The organism is Chitinophaga niabensis (assembly GCF_039545795.1).
GTDB classification, from domain to species: domain Bacteria; phylum Bacteroidota; class Bacteroidia; order Chitinophagales; family Chitinophagaceae; genus Chitinophaga; species Chitinophaga niabensis_B.
In genome coordinates, this window is the sequence record NZ_CP154260.1 from 6426103 (window position 1) to 6441403 (window position 15301).

The window sequence follows — 15301 nt, forward strand, 5'->3', positions numbered from 1 at the left end:
TTTCCTTGATACTTCCGACTTTAAATTTTTTTTAATAACTTTGAAAACAAGTAATCCTCCGCTTCATTATGAGAAAAGCTGATTTGATTAACAACATTGCTGAAAAAACCGGCATCCCCAAAGTAGATGTGTTAGTAACACTCGAGGCCATGTTCAAGGAAGTTAAGGAGGCGTTAGCAAATGGCGAGCATATCTACATTCGCGGATTCGGCAGTTTCATTACGAAGAAACGTGCAGCCAAGATTGGCCGTAACATTAAGAAAAATGTTGCCGTCGAAATTCCCGAGCACTACATTCCAGCATTTAAGCCATCTAAAGAGTTCGTTGCCGAAGTAAAGAAGCTTAAAAGTTCTTAGATTTGCATCCTAACATTTTTTAGGGTGCAAAAAAATCAACTACTTCTTATTGGTCTTGCTGTTGCCGTAGTGTCGGTTTTATTCGCATTTGGGCGCATAACGCCGAAGGTGCACGGGCATGAACATGCCTCTGCATCGGGGAATGCTATGCCAGAAGGCCAGGGCGCTGCTGTAGCGAACTTTTCTGATATGCTGAAAAAAGCGAAAGAAAAAGTTCCTGCAGACAAACTCGCTGAAATTACCCGATTGGAAAACACCGTCGTTCGTGGCGATGTTAGCTCACAGCAGGCTACTGCTTACAGGCAGCTATATACTATTTGGGACCATCTCAATGAGCTCCCTATTGCTGCATATTATGCGGCCGAAGCCGCTAAGTTGGAAAATTCCGGAAAAAACCTCACCTTTGCAGCCAATTTATTTTTAGACCATCTCTCGCATACACAAGACGCGGGCGTAAGGATGTGGGAAGCCAATATGGCTTTGGAGTTGCTGGACAGGGCCATTGCGCTTGAACCTAACAATGACACGCTGAAGATAAAGAAAGGATCGTTGCTGGTAAGTAATACCAGTGAACCGATGAAGGGTATTGGTATTTTACGGGAAGTGGCGGAAAGGAATCCTGATTTCCTGGACGCCCAGCTTACTTTGGCCAATTTCAGCATCACATCCGGGCAGTTCGATAAAGCGATCGATAGAATGGAAGATGTTCTAAAACGTCATCCGGAGGAACCGAAAGCCATATTCCTATTAGCTGTAGCACATCAGAGCAAAGGAGAGAAAGATAAAGCTATCACATTGTTACGGCAGTGCAGGAAGCTCATCAAGGATCCCTCGCTGGCCGCAGAGATAGATGAATACATTAAAAGCATTAAGTAATACATTACATTATAAATCATTTAAAAAAATAAAAGCGTATGCCCTGCGGAAAGAAAAGAAAAAGACATAAGATCGCAACCCATAAAAGGAAAAAAAGGCTGAGAAAGAACCGTCATAAGAAAGGCAAGAAATAATTCTCCTATTCCCCGCCATTTATACTCACAGGTATAATTTGAGAGCTGGAGGCGCGGACTCGATAAATTTTTGTACAATCCTGCATGATTTTAGCTTTTATCGTTAAATTGCTGAAGTCATGCAGGTTGTTTACGTAAGTCGGCCTTATAAATTCCGGACTCCACCTGTATTTTCACTAAACCCTTTGCAATCCTCAACACGTAGTGAAATGTTGGTACCAACCCAACTATCATTTGGGCATGCTGTTGCTAGTGTTAAACGCCGGCCTGCATAAAAGTGAAGTATTTATGGATAAAATTTTGACGCTTGAATAAGGAATTGATAATAAATGCAGCACCATCAGGTGTAGAAATTGCATTGCTGGAAGATAAAAAATTAGTGGAACTGCATCATGAAAGCGGAAACCCTAATTTTGCGGTGGGAGACCTTTATTTAGGCAAAGTGAAGAAACTCATCCCCGGTTTAAATGCGGCTTTTGTTGATGTGGGGTTCGAAAAGGATGCTTTTTTACATTATACTGATCTTAGTCCGTATATCCGTTCCATCCTCAAATTCACACAACAGGCCATTACCGATAAGACAGAGAACTTCGATTTTGCCAAATTTAAGAATGAGGCGGAGATCATCAAAACCGGTAAAATTACCGAAGTACTGGGAGGTAAACCCAACATCCTCGTACAGATCCTCAAAGAGCCCATTTCTTCAAAAGGCCCACGCCTGAGTTGCGAAATTTCCCTCCCCGGTCGCTTTATTGTGATCACACCCTTCAATAATATTGTTGCGGTGTCTAAAAAGATCCATTCTTCCGAAGAAAGAAAAAGGCTGCAAAAGATCGTAGAAGCCATCAAGCCCAATAACTTCGGCGTGATCGTACGTACCGCTGCTGAAGGAAAGAAAACGGCGGAACTACATGAAGATCTTACCATGCTCGTAAGTACCTGGAAAACTATCCAGGAAAACCTGCGTAATGCCGCACCCCCGCAAAAGATATTAAGTGAGCAAACTAAAACAGCCAGCATCCTCCGCGATCTGCTGAACGAGAGCTTCAACCGTATTGTCATTAACGACAAGAACATCTATTCAGATACCAAAACATATATTCAAAAGATAGCGCCGGAGAAACAGGACATTGTTTCCTATTATCACAACGGCGCCCCTATCTTCGATCATTTTGGTGTAACCCGCCAGGTTAAAGCTTCTTTCGGGAAAACAGTGAACCTGGATAGTGGTGTATATCTTATTATAGAAGCAACAGAAGCCCTGCACGTTATTGACGTGAACAGCGGCTACAAAAGCTCCAGCAATAACCAGGAACAGAATGCCCTTGCTTCCAACCTGGAGGCTGCCGCAGAAATTGCCCGCCAGCTCAGGCTGCGCGATCTCGGTGGCATCATCATCATCGATTTCATCGATATGAAACTGCCGGAGAACAAAAAGAGCGTTTACGAGGCCATGGAGAAATTCATGGCACTGGACAGGGCCAAACATACCATCCTGCCTATCTCCAAATTCGGTCTTATGCAGATCACCCGCCAAAGGGTGAAACCGGAGATCACCATCTCCGTAGCAGAGGATTGCCCGGCCTGTAAAGGTACCGGCAAGATAGGCGCCTCCATGCTCATCTTTGAAGATATCGAAAAGAACCTGCTGTACCTGCTCAATCACCAGCACAAAGGGTTGACTATCCGGGTACACCCCATCCTCCATTCCTATCTGACCAAAGGCTGGCTCAGGTCCAAACAATGGAAATGGTTCTTTGAATATAAAAAGTGGATCAAACTGAGAGCAGATAATAATTACCACCTCACAGAATACCGCTTCTTTGACGCAAACGACGAAGAGATCAAGCTGTAAAGAGCACAACAAAGATATTTGAAGAGAAGTACCAGGCCCGGTACTTCTCTTTTTATTTTCTCGCATAATTGTTGTTAGTTTTATACGCAACATACTCAGGGTAAAATTGTTATACCTCCGTAAATCATCGTGTCTATGCAGAAGAAGCTCGTCTACCTCTCACTCATCATCATTGTTATACTGGCCGCCTGCCAGCAGGGTAAAAGATCCGAAAAAGAAGGGATCAACCGGGATACCAGCCACTACACCAAACAGGAATATATTGCCCAGACGCTGGACAGTAATTTTGTGGGGACATTCCTGGACAGGAATCCACAGTTTGCCGCCTATGGGGAAGCTATCCGCGACTTCTACCGCAAACGCGGCTATCACTATGCCTGGATAACCGAAGAGGGTATCACGGAACAGGCCGGCGGATTTATGAACATGATGCGCCAGGATGAAGAGAGCGGTATTAAAGACAGCACACTGGATAAAAGCCGTGTAATGGCATTATATGATTCACTGGCCCTCATGGGAGATTCCCTCAACAGGACCGATTCCATTGTACCTATTACAGAATTAAGCCTCACCGGCCAGTTCTTCGTATATGGCAACCTGGTATGGGGCGGCATCACCAGCGATAATGCAAAGAACCTGGAATGGTTCATCCCCCGTAAGAAAATAGACATCAGCAGCCTGCTGGATTCCGTGATCGCTAATCCCAAAGAAAGGATCAGTAAAGAAGAACCCGTGAACCGCCAGTATAAATTGCTGCGGGACGAATTGCAGAAACTCGCGCTCATCGTTAGCAAGAAGCCTGCATGGGATTCTTTGAAACTGGCAGACAGGAAGAAAACAATCAAGCTGGGCGATTCATCTGTTTTAATTCCTGTGATCAAACAACGCCTGAGCCTGCTGGGAGATCTGAAAGAAAAGGACACTTCCGCTCTTTTCACGCAGCCGCTGGATTCCGCTTTAAAAACCTACCAGGCAAGGATGGGGCACAAACCGGATGGCATTCTCAAACAGCAGACACTGGATGCCCTGAACAGGCCCCTGGAACATTATATGCATCAACTGATGCTGAATATGGAACGTTTGCGCTGGGTACCTGTAGAAGTGAATACGGATTACATCCTCGTGAATATTCCCGAGTTCAAAATGCACGCATATGAAAATGGTAAACTGGCCTGGGACTGTAATGTGGTAGTGGGAACACCAGGTGCCAGCACCGTTATCTTCAGCCGTGAAATGAAATACATTGTATTCAGTCCTTACTGGAATGTGCCACCGGGCATTTTGGGCAAGGAAGTATTGCCGGGCATCAAACGCAGCGGCAATGGATATCTTAACAGGCTGAACATGGAAATTGTAGGGTCCAGCGGAAAAGTGCTCCCTTTAAGCTCCATCAATGTTTCTAAATACTCAGGCAGTAACTTTCCTTACATCGTAAGGCAAAAACCAGGTGGCGCCAACTCATTGGGTAAAGTGAAATTCTTATTCCCCAACGAATACAACATCTACCTGCACGATACCCCGTCCAAAGGTTTGTTCAATGAAACCAAACGTTCCTTCAGCCATGGCTGCATCCGTGTGTCAGAACCTAAACGGCTGGCACAATGGTTATTGCGCAAAGATTCCAGCTGGACGGAACCTAAAATAGATGCTGCCATGAATGCCGGTAAAGAAAAGTATGTAACACTGAAAGAGAAAGTGCCGGTGTACATAGGATATTTCACCGCATGGGTGAACTATAAAGGCCAGTTGAATTTCAGGGACGATGTGTATGGCCACGATGCCAAACTAGCTAAGTTACTGTTCGGAAAATAAAACAGATTTGGCCCGGATATTTTCCTTGCTTAGATAGGAGTGTGGTTTTACCTGAACGGTGAAACGTTTGAGCAGAAAATATCCGGCCACTAATGCCAGCAGGCAGCCACCCACGATCGCATAATAAGTGGTGGGATCAGTGATCACAAACTGCAGGGATCCTCCGGAGATTAAGATAGCCGTAGCAGCATTATTGGTAAGATGAATGAGAAAGCAACTGCAAAGGTCCCGCAACCGCAGGTAAAAGAAACCACAAAGCAAACCCAGCAAAAGGGCTCCCGGCATTTGTGCCGGATCAGGATGAGCCAGCATATATAACAAAGAACTTTGCAGCAGAGCAATGCCCCCGGAATAACGGTGTAACAACGCTTCCATGATAATACCCCTGAAAAGCATTTCTTCCATAATAGCCGCAAACATCACCGTTGTAAGGATCGTATAGAAAGAACTGGTATTTACGGAAGTAAAAGACAGCTCTTTCCACTCCGGCAAAGGCAGCAGGTAACTTACCGCATCTTTTACCACAACCAGTGCAAGTGCCATGGAAAAAGCCATAAGGAATGTTTCCAGTGAAATATTGATCTTTGGGATCAGCGTGAAATTATCCTTTTGGCGGCTCAGGGCATATACTACCACAGCTATCACACTCACCAGGTGAATGGTAAGGAGCAGAGAAGGATATGCCAGTAAATTATTCCCCGTAAAAAGAAAGGCCGCTGCGGACCCAACTATCCAGGCAACATACAGCCTGAGCTGCATTTGCCAGGCCCCATTCAGAGAAAGACCATTCAGGGTTTTGACATACATAATCGTGGGATAATGTTGTTAGATATGGTATTTCGATATTGTCTTAATAATGCTAATATAATCATTTTGAATATGCAACGCAATAGCCCTACTGTTAAACTACCTGCTAAAACCTTATTTTTGTAACCTATGGAAAAACAGGTTATTAATACAAGTGGCGCCCCGGCGCCAATAGGTCCTTATAACCAGGCTATCAAAGCCGGGAGTACCTTATTCATCTCCGGCCAGATAGCCCTGAATCCTGAAACCGGCCACATCGAAAAGGAGGATATCACTTCCGAGACACACCGGGTGATGCAGAACCTTCGTGCTATCCTTACCGAAGCCGGAATGGATTTTTCAGATGTAGTGAAAACCACCATCTTCATTATGGACATGAATGATTTCTCGCAGATCAACGAAGTGTACGGAAAATACTTCTCCGGTTACTTCCCTGCGCGCGAAACTGTTCAGGTAGCCGGTCTGCCTAAAGGAGTGAATGTGGAGATTTCCATGATAGCTATTAAGTAGCCGATGCAGATACTTATTACAGGAGATCTGTTACGTTGGGAAGAGTTGCGGAACAGTAAAGATTTTGGAGGGCACCAGGTGTTTACTGCACCGGAACCCACAAACATGTCTGTGGACCTTGTGATCGACCTGTCCCTTGACGAACATCCGCAAAGAGCAGCTTTCTATGCAGCACATCCCCGGGTTCCTGTATTAGCATGCCTGGTGAAAATAACCGCTGCGGAATTGCAGCAATATGCAGCAGGAAATTCCATCGATCATATTTATGGCTGCAATCTGCTGCCGGGTTTTATCAGCATGCCCATTTTGGAGATTGCAGCTAAACCTGAGGCCCTGATGCAGCAACTGGGCTGGATATACGAAAGTATAACGCCCACCATTGGTATGGTCACTCCGCGGGTGATCTGCATGATCATCAACGAAGCGTATTTCACTGCCGAAGAAGGAACCGCATCGCGGGAAGACATAGATATTTCCATGAAGCTGGGCACCAATTATCCCATGGGCCCTTTTGAATGGAGTAAAAAAATTGGCATCCGCCACGTATACGAAGTATTACAGGCAGTATATCAACATACCGGTAATGAACGGTACAAGGTATGCTCCTTATTGCAGCAGGAATACGAGGCACAACAATAAAACAGCGAAATTGGCACTGATCCTTCATATAGATACAGCTACTGCTATTGGTTCCGTTTCTCTTTCAGAGAATGGTGTGGCATTGGAAACAATGGAAAACATAGAACAGCGCGATCATGCTGCAACTGTGGGCATCTTCGTAAAAACCCTACTGGAGCGGCATCACCGCAGTGCGCAGGAACTGGACGCGATTGCAGTAAGCGCAGGGCCCGGCTCTTATACAGGACTTCGTGTAGGCGCCGCTACGGCAAAAGGATTGTGTTATACCTGGAATAAACCATTGATCGCAGTTTCCACATTGCAGATGATGGCCAATGGAATGAAAGCATCTTATGAAGGAGATGATGTTTATTTTGTTCCCATGATCGATGCCCGGAGAATGGAAGTATTTACCGCGGTATATAATAAGGATCTTGAACCTGTTTTGGAACCCCAGGCAATGGTGCTGGAAACACAATCATTTGATCCTTATATGTTTGCAAAAAGCACCGTTTTTTTCGGTGACGGAGCCCCAAAATGGCAGATATTATTAGGAGTCCAGCCTAATGCATCATTTCCGGCCTATCATATTTCCGCTGCCCACATGATCCCCCTGGCAGAGAAAGCCTTTACCAATAAGGCTTTCGAGGATGTTGCCTACTTCACGCCCAACTATTTAAAAGCCTTTTACCACCCCGGAAAAAAGTAACATCCCTTAATTTTTTAGCAGATTTTTAGCATTTCGCCGCATCATATTACGCATTTAAAAGCGTTATAATCTGAGAGAGGCGATTTGGACAGTAAAACACGCCTGAAAGTGTCAGAGAATTGTCAAATTGTGATAAAATACGGCATATTCGGAATTATATATTAAAAAAGAAGGTATAGAAATTTTTTTTATTGTGACAGATATTATAATTTTGTATAATCAATATCCGCGATCATTGTCTAATAGTCGCGTTTTACTGTCCGTTGATCCCTGTCATTTCATTATTTTTTAAAACTATTTTGCGATGGAAAAACAATTATTAACTACCTCATCAAATACCCTTATTATTTCGAGAGGTAACAATGAAAAAGATCAGATCAAATTGGATTACATTGCCGTTAAGAAGGCCGCTATGGTGTTGAGAGCCATCAACCACAAGCTGCGCCAGCAGATGATCAAGCTGTTGGAAGACCATAAGCGCATGACCGTAACGGAGATCTATGTGAAGTTGAGATTAGAGCAGTCTGTAGCATCCCAACACCTGGCTATTTTAAGACGTGCAGGTATCGTGATTACCGAGAGAGACGGTAAGTTTATTCACTATACTATCAACAAGCAGCGTATTGCTGAAGTTGCTAAGTTTGTCGAAGAGCTGGTGGGATAGTCTCATCAACACAATCTTTTTCAATGTCAAGCCGCAGGAAGCGGCTCCAATCCATACTGAAAGACTGTCTTCTACGGAAGATGGTCTTTTTTTATGGATCCTTTCAATGATCATGGTTTTACTTCTGATTGACATCTGTCACGCTCCACTTGTGAACTTCTTCGTATTTTTGCCAAAATCAAAGACGACCATATGTTCATTAAGCAGTTATACACGGGGTGCTTATCGGAAGCCGCATATTTTATAGAGTCTGAAGGAGTGGCTGCAGTGATTGATCCGTTACGGGACATTGAACCTTACCTGGAACTTGCCCGCGAACGGAATGCTACCATTAAATACATTTTTGAGACCCATTTTCATGCGGACTTTGTTTCCGGTCACCTGGACCTTGCCGCGGCCACAAAAGCGCCAATTGTTTACGGGCCTAATACTACTACTAATTTCCCGGTTCATATTGCAGCAGACGGAGAAGATTTTCCGATTGGAAAACTGAAGATCCGTGCATTGCATACCCCTGGTCATACCATGGAGAGTACATGTTACCTGCTCTTTGATGAAAAGAACGAGCCGAACGCCATTTTCACAGGTGATACTTTGTTTGTGGGTGATGTGGGCCGTCCTGATCTTTTCAGTGGTTCCCTCAGTAAAGAAGAACTGGCAGGGCATCTATTCGAATCCCTGAACAACAAAATAAAACCCATTCCTGATAACGTGATCGTATATCCTGCGCACGGTCCGGGAAGTTCCTGCGGCAAAAATTTAGGCCCGAACACTTACAGCACCATCGGTGAGGAAAAGAGTTCCAACTATGCTTTGCTGGCAACAGATAAAGACGATTTTATTGCACAGGTAACAGAAGGTTTGAGTGCACCCCCGCAATATTTCCCGATCAATGCAAAGATCAATAAAGAGGGATATGATGCCATGCAGGTGTTGATGGAAAGAAGTCTGAAACCTTTATCCATAGAAGCATTCAAAGAAAAAATAAAAGCAGATGCGGTGATCCTTGATACCCGTAATGCCAATGTGTTTACGGAAGGGTTTGTACCCGGTTCCATCAGCATAGGGCTGGAAGGCCGTTTTGCAGAATGGGCAGGCAGCCTGTTACCTTTTAAGCAGTCCATGATACTGGTAACTGAACCAGGGCAGGAAGAAGAAACCATTGTACGGCTTGCACGTGTTGGATTTGATAAAGTAGAAGGTTACCTGGAAGGTGGTTACGAAGCCTGGAAAGCAGCCGGTGAACCTTTTGACCTGATCATCTCTGTTGATGCTGATGAACTGGCCATGGACATGCCGCATGATCCAAACCTGCTGGTGGTGGATGTGCGTAAACCAACTGAATATGCAGATGGTCACGTACAGGGTGCTCTGAATATGACGCTGAGCGAATTAACTGATCCCGGCAACCTGGCGGACATTGAGGATAACCATAACCTCTATGTACATTGCGCCGGTGGTTACCGTAGTGTGATTGCCTGCTCTATCATGAAAAGGGAAGGCATCCATAACCTGCGGAATGTAAATGGTGGTTTTGCCAAGCTGAAAGATCAGGAAGGCATTGAAATAGTGCAGGAGAAAAATGTACTGAACTAATTTTATTAACGAATAAAGCATGTTCCGCACCGGTTGCTCCGGTGCGGAATTTTTTTGTACCTATAACAACCTTGTAAGTGCATCTTATAACTACATATACGGTTTAGGCATAAAACACATACAAATAAAAGTACTTATAGAGAAAATATATTATTACATATCTCATTGCGTAACAATTATTTAAACAAATAAATAGTTGTCGTTTCAACAGGGATTCGTTAAATTCCTATAAAATTTTAATCTTATGAAACAGCGCAAATCCTTTTTACTCGCCTGTCTTGCAATGATGGGTATTCTCTTGTACGCTTGTGCTCCAAGCGATGCGAAGCTTCAGAAAGAAGTGAATGACAAGTTATCTACAGCTGCGCCGGGCGTAATTGCAGAAGTGAAGGGAGGGGTAGCCACGCTGAGTGGTGAAGTTGTTGATGATGCTGCAAAATCCACTGCCGAAGCTGCTGCTAAAGGCGTTAAGGGGGTTAAATCCGTTACCAACAATATCATGGTAACACCACCTCCACCACCACCACCACCTGTTGTGATCAATCCGGACGACATTGTAAGGAACAGTGTTGACTCTGCATTGAACGCGCATGGCATTAAGGGTGTAACGGCTACCGTTGCCAACGGGGAAGTAACCTTAACCGGCACCATTGCAAAAGCAGATCTCAAGAAAGTAATGCAGGCAGCTAACGAAGCCAAGCCTAAGAAAGTGCTCAATAAACTGACACTGCAATAAGCCGGCTTTTCATTCCACCATTAACCTTAAAAAAGTAATATCATGGCACTACAAGATAAATATGCAACACTCATTCAACAGGCTACCAGCGCCGGTGTTACCGGTTTGCAAGTGGTAGAGCAAAATAATGTGCTGTATGTAACAGGTACTGCACCCTCCTCTGCGGTAAAAGATCAGATCTGGGGCACTTATGAAAAACTGGACCCTGAAATGAGGTCTGGCGATATGGTGCTGAACATTTCTGTAGCAGAAGGTGCAGAACAGGAATATGAAGTGAAGGCAGGAGATAATCTTAGTAAGATCGCTAAGAATTATCCGGGCCTTACCTGGCAGAAGATCTATGAGGCCAATAAAGATCAGATCAAGAATCCGGATATCATACAACCGGGTTGGAAACTGAAGATACCTTCCGCATAAGTAATAAAAAAGGGCGCTCTGTGAAGAGTGCCCTTTTTAGTATTAGTAAAATAATCTCAGGTATATTTCTCCCTATTCCTCAGAACCTGCATTCTCATACTCCGGCCTGTAAGCATGTTTCCAACGCCTATGGCTCCAAACCCATACTTCCGGCTGCTCGTGAATATTCTTTTCTAAATACTGCACAAAAGCCTCGGTGATCTTTCCTTCCGGTTCTTCTATGGGGTTCTCGAAAGCCAGCTTTAGTTGTGCTTTATAATAACCCCTTCTTACCTTACGGATATCCGCAAAAACCACCGGGATATTATATCTCCTCGCACTCATTTCAGGGCCTTTGTAAAAGGGCGTCATTTTATTGAGGAAAGGATACCAGTAACAACGGCGCGGGTTTCCGGGATTCTGATCAGCTACCAAAGCAAGCAGGTATTGTTTACCGATCCATGGCGCCATGCCTGTTTTCATATCATTGGCCGGTACCAGCACTGTTCCGAATTTTTCCCTGAAGTGAGTGAACATGCGGTTAACGCCTTTATTGGTGATTGGCATAAACACTACCAGGAAAGGAAACCGTACGCCCTGCATGCAAAAGAGGTTGGCCCATTCCCAGTTGAAATTATGGCCGAGGTGTAATTGGCAGCTTTTACCCTGATCGTATAATTGCTGCAATACGGTAAGATCACAGTCGAAGCGTTTCTGCAAAGAGCGTTTGCTCATGGTGAGCAGTTTGATGGTTTCCACCATCATGTCCGTAAGATTGCGGTAGTATTTTTTAGCGATCCGGCGGATCTCTGCATCTGTTTTATCAGGGAAAGCCTGCTTCAGGTTCTCAAACACCACCTTCTTCCGATAGCCGATCACGTTATACACAAGAAAACACAATCCATCGCTGATGATGTACAACAGCCACAGCGGAAGAATGGAAATGCCATAACAAAAGGCTAATAATAGATAATACATGACCCTACAATATAATGTTCTGCACCAATTCGCTCTTATACGGATAATCAGTATTGTAATGTAAACCCCTGCTTTCTTTGCGGAAGGCAGCACCTTTTACGATCAGGTAACCGGCGGTGATCAGGTTCCGCAATTCGCAGAGCTGGGGAGAAACGGCTGTTTCCCGGTAAAGGGCTTCCGTTTCCAGGTGAAGGATGTCCAGCCTGCGCATAGCACGTTCTATCCGCACATTGGTTCTAACGATCCCCACATAATCACTCATGATCTGTTTGAGTTCCTTGAGGCTTTGCGTGATGAGGATCATTTCCTTTGGAGCCGTGGTACCCAGTGTATTCCAGTCCGGTATGCTTTCCTGGAAAGAAGTGTTTTCGATAGCTTGTACGGCATCCAGGTAACAACGGTGTGCAAACACCATCGCTTCCAGCAAGGAATTGGAGGCAAGCCGGTTGGCACCATGTAAACCTGTACTGGCACATTCTCCGCAGGCATACAGGTTGCGGATGGAAGTGCGGCCCATATCATCTGTTTTAATACCCCCGCAGCTGTAATGCGCTGCCGGCGCAACAGGGATCATATCCTTCGCCACATCAATTCCCAGCGACTTACACTTTTCGTAAATATTGGGGAAGTGGTGAATGAACTTTTCCATGTCCATATGCCGGCAATCCAGGTATACATGTTCTGTACCCGTGATCTTCATTTCACTGTCAATTGCCCGGGCTACAATATCACGGGGAGCAAGGGAAAGACGCGGGTCATATTTATGCATGAAGTCTTCCCCGCTTTTATTACGCAAAATTCCGCCATCACCGCGAACGGCTTCAGTGATCAGGTAAGCAGGACTTTCACTGGGCTGATACAACGCAGTGGGATGGAACTGGATGAACTCCATGTTCTCTATCCGCCCCTTTGCGCGATATACCATGGCCACGCCATCTCCTGTAGCAATAACAGGGTTGGTAGTGGTACGGTATACCTGTCCGTTACCACCTGTGGCCAGGAGGGTAACACGGGAAAGGATCTTTTCTATTTTATTTGTTTTGAGGTTCAGCACATAGATGCCGTAACACTCAATATCAAGGGTAGATTTTGTAACGAGGTATCCGAGATGGTGCTGGGTGATCAATTCCACCACAAAACAATGCGTAATGAGTTCTATATTGCTTTTCCGGCGGATGGCTTCCAGCAGTGCCCTTTCAATTTCCTTACCGGTAACATCCTTATGATGGATCACCCGGAATTCAGAGTGGCCGCCTTCTTTGCCCAATGCATAATCTCCGTCCGGCGCTTTATCAAAATTGGCGCCCCAGGATATCAATTCATTCACACGGTCCGGCCCTTCTTTCACCACTATCTCCACGATCTTTTCATTGCAAAGCCCGTCACCGGCAATGAGGGTATCTTCGATGTGTTTTTCAAAGCTATCGTTCTCCAGGTCGTTCACCACGGCAACGCCGCCCTGAGCGTACTTGGTATTGGTCTCGTCCTCTCGGGTTTTGGTAATGATGGTTACCTTCTTATCCGGACATTGCTCTGCCACTTTCAATGCATAAGTGAGCCCTGCAATCCCGGAACCTACTACCAGGAAATCTGTTTGATGCATAGGCATCAAAATTAGGCAATTATGAGCTTATTTCACCTTAATAAAGGATACATTCCGCGCCCGGTCCTGGGATACTTTAAACCCTGTGATCTTATTCTGTGCGTCCCGCACAAAATATAAGGGCCCGTAGGGAGAACTGAACCCATCTTTATATTGGGGGGTAAGGATCCATTTGGTTCCTGGTTTTTGTACCAGCATAACGGTAGTGCCTTCTGCTTTTATGAAGAAACGGGCTTCCGCTTCTTCAGAATAATATTCTCCCACATACCTGGCTGCATCACCGTCTTTGTTAATGTTTGCGAATTCAACAGCAGTATAATCAATCGTGTCTTTATCAGCGGTGGTTTGACGGAAACCGCCGGGCAGGAATTCAATCCTGTCGTTCCCCGCCCTGAAAAGATCTTTACTAATGGGCGTCAGCGATACAATGCCTACGAAAGCGAGCTTACCATCTGTCACGGCTACTTTTAAACCTCTTCCGCTTCTTTGGTTCCTATACCAGCCTTCATAACTTCTTAGTTTTTCTTCTGTTACGGCATATGGTGGTACGGCTTGCTTTGCAAAGGTATTGGGTACGGGTTCAGGCACAAAAATATTACGGGCAAGGCTGAATGCACTCGTAGGGTCCTTATCGTTAGCGGAAGTATTGCTCAGTATGGCAAACGTAAGACCCAGCTCCGGATAATATTCAAGATTTGCACGATAGCTGGCAGTAGCACCGTTATGTATAATGGCATTGCGGCCGTTTATTTTTGTTATCACTAAACCTGCTGCATAAGTGTAGGCTACGCCGTTATTAAAATGGCCTGTTGCTATTTGCTTAGGGAACAGGGAAGGGGTACCGAATTTTCCCCCGGAATAAAAAGCTACCCATTTCACTAATTCTTCTGCGGTGGTCAGTAACCCGCCATGCCCATACACATCTTCGTTCGGCATCTCGTTCATATATTGTGTACCGGCTTTGGAATAAGCCATAGCACGACCTTTCACTACATTCCTGTATGCACGCCATACGGATTGTTCCATCCCGGCAGGATCGAAAATATTCGGACGGGTGAATTCCGTTAACTCTTTTCCTGTTACTCTTTTTACGATGATGGTGAGCAGGGTATAATTCGTATTGCTATAAATGTATTCAGTACCGGGAATATTATTCAGTGCTTTTTGCTGGCAGATCACCCACAACGCATCTTCATTACTGTACGTTTTTGTTCCACGTGGCCAGCCGGTTAAAGATACCACCGTTCCCCAGTCACGCAGCCCGCTGGTGTGGTTCATCATTTGTTTTAATGTGATAGGCGTACCGTAATCCGGTAATTCCGGGATGTATTTATGTACATCATCACTTAAAGAAAGTTTGCCTTGTTGTTCAAGCAGAAGAATGCTGGCAGCGGTAAATTGCTTACTCACAGAACCGGCTTCCAGTAAAGATTTCGTAGTGAGAGGAACGTTATGCTCCAGGTCTGCCATGCCCCAGGCTTTCGAAAAAATGATCTGTCCATTTCTGCTGATGGCAAATTGTGCACCGGGTATTTCAGATTTATATCTGCTAAAGGCGGATTCAATCTGGGCTAGTGTATCCTGCCAGGTCTGCGCAAAAGCATTGACAGATAAGCTACAGGAGAGAATGAATAGGGCGAACGATTTCATA

Annotated in this window: 15 protein-coding genes; 11 read left to right on the plus strand and 4 right to left on the minus strand. The window is 45.0% G+C overall.

The annotated features are described in order from the left end of the window. Positions 1 to 68 precede the first annotated feature (68 nt). The 4 genes from AAHN97_RS25855 to AAHN97_RS25875 all read left to right on the plus strand — a co-directional run bounded on the left by AAHN97_RS25855 (position 69) and on the right by AAHN97_RS25875 (position 5033). Positions 69 to 356: an HU family DNA-binding protein gene (locus AAHN97_RS25855; protein WP_029464490.1), complete on the plus strand. Its 288-nt coding sequence runs from the start codon at positions 69 to 71 to the stop codon at positions 354 to 356. 24 nt (positions 357 to 380) lie between these two features. Then, the gene (locus AAHN97_RS25860; RefSeq protein WP_343304973.1) at positions 381 to 1232 is read left to right on the plus strand and encodes a tetratricopeptide repeat protein; all 852 of its coding nucleotides are present in this window, start codon (positions 381 to 383) and stop codon (positions 1230 to 1232) included. A gap of 441 nt (positions 1233 to 1673) precedes the next feature. Then, on the plus strand, positions 1674 to 3221 hold the full coding sequence (locus AAHN97_RS25870; protein WP_343304974.1) for an Rne/Rng family ribonuclease: 1548 nt from the start codon (positions 1674 to 1676) through the stop codon (positions 3219 to 3221). A 135-nt stretch (positions 3222 to 3356) separates the two neighbouring features. Then, positions 3357 to 5033: a L,D-transpeptidase family protein gene (locus AAHN97_RS25875; protein ID WP_343304975.1), complete on the plus strand. Its 1677-nt coding sequence runs from the start codon at positions 3357 to 3359 to the stop codon at positions 5031 to 5033. Here AAHN97_RS25875 and AAHN97_RS25880 read toward each other — a convergent pair. Beyond that, positions 5016 to 5840 carry a CPBP family intramembrane glutamic endopeptidase gene (locus AAHN97_RS25880; RefSeq protein ID WP_343304976.1) on the minus strand — a complete coding sequence of 275 codons (825 nt, stop codon included), beginning with the start codon at positions 5838 to 5840 and terminating at the stop codon, positions 5016 to 5018. The genes AAHN97_RS25875 and AAHN97_RS25880 overlap by 18 nt on opposite strands. Before the next feature lie 129 nt (positions 5841 to 5969). Here AAHN97_RS25880 and AAHN97_RS25885 point away from each other — a divergent pair, with 129 nt between their 5' ends. From AAHN97_RS25885 to AAHN97_RS25915, 7 genes are all read left to right on the plus strand, one after another. Continuing rightward, a complete protein-coding gene (locus tag AAHN97_RS25885) occupies positions 5970 to 6350 on the plus strand; it encodes a RidA family protein (RefSeq protein ID WP_343304977.1) in 381 nt (126 codons plus the stop codon). Positions 6351 to 6353: 3 nt separating this feature from the next. After that, positions 6354 to 6989, plus strand: coding sequence for a 3-hydroxyacyl-CoA dehydrogenase family protein (locus tag AAHN97_RS25890; RefSeq protein ID WP_343304978.1), 636 nt, complete (start codon positions 6354 to 6356; stop codon positions 6987 to 6989). Between the two features lie 10 nt (positions 6990 to 6999). Continuing rightward, positions 7000 to 7677 carry a tRNA (adenosine(37)-N6)-threonylcarbamoyltransferase complex dimerization subunit type 1 TsaB gene (gene tsaB, locus AAHN97_RS25895; RefSeq protein ID WP_343304979.1) on the plus strand — a complete coding sequence of 226 codons (678 nt, stop codon included), beginning with the start codon at positions 7000 to 7002 and terminating at the stop codon, positions 7675 to 7677. A 304-nt stretch (positions 7678 to 7981) separates the two neighbouring features. Continuing rightward, positions 7982 to 8341, plus strand: coding sequence for an ArsR/SmtB family transcription factor (locus tag AAHN97_RS25900; protein ID WP_074241384.1), 360 nt, complete (start codon positions 7982 to 7984; stop codon positions 8339 to 8341). Positions 8342 to 8533: 192 nt separating this feature from the next. Further along, entirely contained in the window at positions 8534 to 9937 is a 1404-nt protein-coding gene (locus tag AAHN97_RS25905; RefSeq protein WP_343304980.1) for an MBL fold metallo-hydrolase, read from the plus strand. A 244-nt stretch (positions 9938 to 10181) separates the two neighbouring features. Then, positions 10182 to 10673, plus strand: coding sequence for a BON domain-containing protein (locus AAHN97_RS25910; RefSeq protein WP_343304981.1), 492 nt, complete (start codon positions 10182 to 10184; stop codon positions 10671 to 10673). 42 nt (positions 10674 to 10715) lie between these two features. After that, positions 10716 to 11090, plus strand: a complete 375-nt coding sequence (locus AAHN97_RS25915; protein WP_343304982.1) for a LysM peptidoglycan-binding domain-containing protein — start codon at positions 10716 to 10718, stop codon at positions 11088 to 11090. Between the two features lie 72 nt (positions 11091 to 11162). Here AAHN97_RS25915 and AAHN97_RS25920 read toward each other — a convergent pair whose 3' ends face one another. Genes AAHN97_RS25920 through AAHN97_RS25930 form a run of 3 tightly spaced genes read right to left on the minus strand, consistent with a single transcriptional unit; the run spans position 11163 to position 15300 of the window. Next, positions 11163 to 12047 carry a lysophospholipid acyltransferase family protein gene (locus AAHN97_RS25920; protein ID WP_343304983.1) on the minus strand — a complete coding sequence of 295 codons (885 nt, stop codon included), beginning with the start codon at positions 12045 to 12047 and terminating at the stop codon, positions 11163 to 11165. A 4-nt stretch (positions 12048 to 12051) separates the two neighbouring features. Further along, entirely contained in the window at positions 12052 to 13650 is a 1599-nt protein-coding gene (gene nadB / locus AAHN97_RS25925) for an L-aspartate oxidase (RefSeq protein ID WP_343304984.1), read from the minus strand. A gap of 27 nt (positions 13651 to 13677) precedes the next feature. Then, on the minus strand, positions 13678 to 15300 hold the full coding sequence (locus AAHN97_RS25930; protein ID WP_343304985.1) for a serine hydrolase domain-containing protein: 1623 nt from the start codon (positions 15298 to 15300) through the stop codon (positions 13678 to 13680). Between the last annotated feature and the right edge of the window lies 1 nt (position 15301).